Below are 1,961 nucleotides of genomic sequence, written 5' to 3'. Positions count from 1 at the left end.
CCGGATGCCTTTGGGTTGATACGCCGCTTGGCGCAGCTTGGCATCTTGGATGGATCAGCTTTCGTCGTTTTATACGGTTTGTCTGCCGGGACTACCGTTATTTTAGGGGCTGTTTGTTTTGATTATTTTATCATCGTATTGAGAGATTCTTGGCTTTTTATTAGGTTTGGCGGCGACCTACTCTCCCACGTCTTGAGACGCAGTACCATCGGCGCGACAGTGCTTAACTTCCGAGTTCGGGATGGGATCGGGTGTTTCACTTGTGCTGTGACCACCAAACCGAATAAAGAGCCAAGTTGATCGATTTTTGCGTTGCAAAATATCGATCAACGGCGGCAGGCGTTTGCACAGCAAATGCCGATAGCCACCCCGATTGAGGTCGCTTACCGCCGGTTCCAAGTCAGTACACTGGTGTGTATGCTTTTGATTTATCAGTATCGTTTTGTACCGCTCTCTTTACGTGATCGCGGTGATCTATCTTCTACTGGATCAAATCAAGCCTATCGGACCATTAGTACCGGTCAACTGAACGCATTGCTGCGCTTACATCTCCGGCCTATCGACGTGGTAGTCTTCCACGGTCCTCAGGGATACCTTGTTTTGAGGGGGGCTTCCCGCTTAGATGCCTTCAGCGGTTATCCTGTCCGTTCATAGCTACCCAGCACTGCCGTTGGCACGACAACTGGTCCACCAGTGGAACGTTCACCCCGGTCCTCTCGTACTAGGGGCAACTCCTCTCAAGTATCCTACACCCACGGCAGATAGGGACCGAACTGTCTCACGACGTTCTAAACCCAGCTCACGTACCTCTTTAAACGGCGAACAGCCGTACCCTTGGGACCTGCTCCAGCCCCAGGATGAGATGAGCCGACATCGAGGTGCCAAACACTGCCGTCGATATGGACTCTTGGGCAGTATCAGCCTGTTATCCCCGGCGTACCTTTTATCCGTTGAGCGATGGCCCTTCCACTCGGGACCACCGGATCACTATGGCCGTCTTTCGACTCTGCTCGACTTGTCAGTCTCGCAGTCAGGCTGGCTTCTGCCATTGCACTCAACGAGCGATTTCCGACCGCTCTGAGCCAACCTTCGCGCGCCTCCGTTACTCTTTAGGAGGCGACCGCCCCAGTCAAACTACCCGCCACACAGGGTCCCGGATCCGGATAACGGACCGCGGTTAGACATCAAACAGAATTAGGGTGGTATCTCAAGGGAGGCTCCACAGAAACTGGCGTTCCTGCTTCAAAGCCCACCACCTATCCTGCACAAATTGTGCCTGATGCCAGTGTGAAGCTGTAGTAAAGGTGCACGGGGTCTTTCCGTCTAACCGCGGGAAGCCTGCATCTTGACAGGCAATTCAATTTCGCTGAGTCGATGTTGGAGACAGCGGGGAAGTCGTTACGCCATTCGTGCAGGTCGGAACTTACCCGACAAGGAATTTCGCTACCTTAGGACCGTTATAGTTACGGCCGCCGTTTACCTGGGCTTCAATTCAAGGCTTGCACCTCTCCTTTTAACCTTCAGGCACCGGGCAGGCGTCAGACCCTATACGTCGTCTTACGACTTCGCAGAGCCCTGTGTTTTTAGTAAACAGTCGCCACCCCCTGGTTTGTGCCCCCAGTCAATACTTGCGTAGAAACTGGGCCTCCTTCTCGCGAACTTACGGAGGTATTTTGCCGAGTTCCTTCAACATCGTTCTCTCAAGCGCCTTGGTATGCTCTACCTATCCACCTGTGTCGGTTTAGGGTACGATCTAATAGAGGGGCTATTTCCAGGAACCTCTCAGCAGCCCATTCAATCCAATAAGGATGAACTACCTCCGAGATTCGTCACCACCTCATGGCCCAGGAATATTAACCTGGTTCCCATCGACTACGCCTTTCGGCCTCGCCTTAGGGGTCGGCTTACCCTGCTCAGATTAGCTTTAAGCAGGAACCCTTGGATTTTCGGCGACAGGGTCT

2 rRNA genes (1 of these 2 only partly in view) are annotated in these 1,961 nt (G+C 53.0%); both read right to left on the bottom strand.

The window, feature by feature from the left end:
* Positions 1–164: 164 nt before the first annotated feature.
* Positions 165–279: ribosomal RNA gene (gene rrf / locus MN186_RS02370) — 5S ribosomal RNA — on the bottom strand.
* Positions 280–490: 211 nt separating this feature from the next.
* Positions 491–1,961: ribosomal RNA gene (locus MN186_RS02365) — 23S ribosomal RNA — on the bottom strand (it continues 1,426 nt past the right edge of the window).

The organism is Aliiroseovarius sediminis (assembly GCF_022678485.1).
In the GTDB taxonomy this organism is placed as follows: domain Bacteria; phylum Pseudomonadota; class Alphaproteobacteria; order Rhodobacterales; family Rhodobacteraceae; genus Aliiroseovarius; species Aliiroseovarius sediminis.
Note: the sequence above shows the minus strand (reverse complement) of the source record. Positions and strands in the feature narration are given on the sequence as shown.